Source organism: Halomonas marinisediminis (assembly GCF_004347715.1).
In the GTDB taxonomy this organism is placed as follows: domain Bacteria; phylum Pseudomonadota; class Gammaproteobacteria; order Pseudomonadales; family Halomonadaceae; genus Halomonas; species Halomonas icarae.
Genome location: NZ_SLTR01000383.1, coordinates 1 through 279, shown reverse-complemented (window position 1 = coordinate 279; position 279 = coordinate 1). Strand labels below are relative to the sequence as shown.

At 29.7% G+C, this 279-nt stretch carries 1 protein-coding gene; it reads left to right on the top strand.

Annotated features, from left to right (window positions below; translation table 11 throughout):
• Nucleotides 1–279: hypothetical protein (locus tag E0702_RS19720; protein ID WP_205742040.1), on the top strand; the 279-nt coding region annotated here is incomplete at both ends.

The window sequence follows — 279 nt, the reverse complement described above, 5'->3', positions numbered from 1 at the left end:
CCGACGCCCAACTTATAGTATCTGGGTTTTTTAATAATAACTTTTATGAGTTATTTGGAGATCAACTGTATTTAATTGGATTAAAAGAAAACGAATTCACATTATTGATGTTAACCATTTTAGGATTGGTTTTTATTGAAAGATTTCATAGAAAGCAAAGTCTTTTTAAAATTTTAAACCAACAAGCTCTTCCGTTTAGATGGGTAGTCTATGTTTGTATTGGGCTTTTTATTACACTTTTTGGAGTATATGGCGATACCATAGCTTCAGAGTTTATTT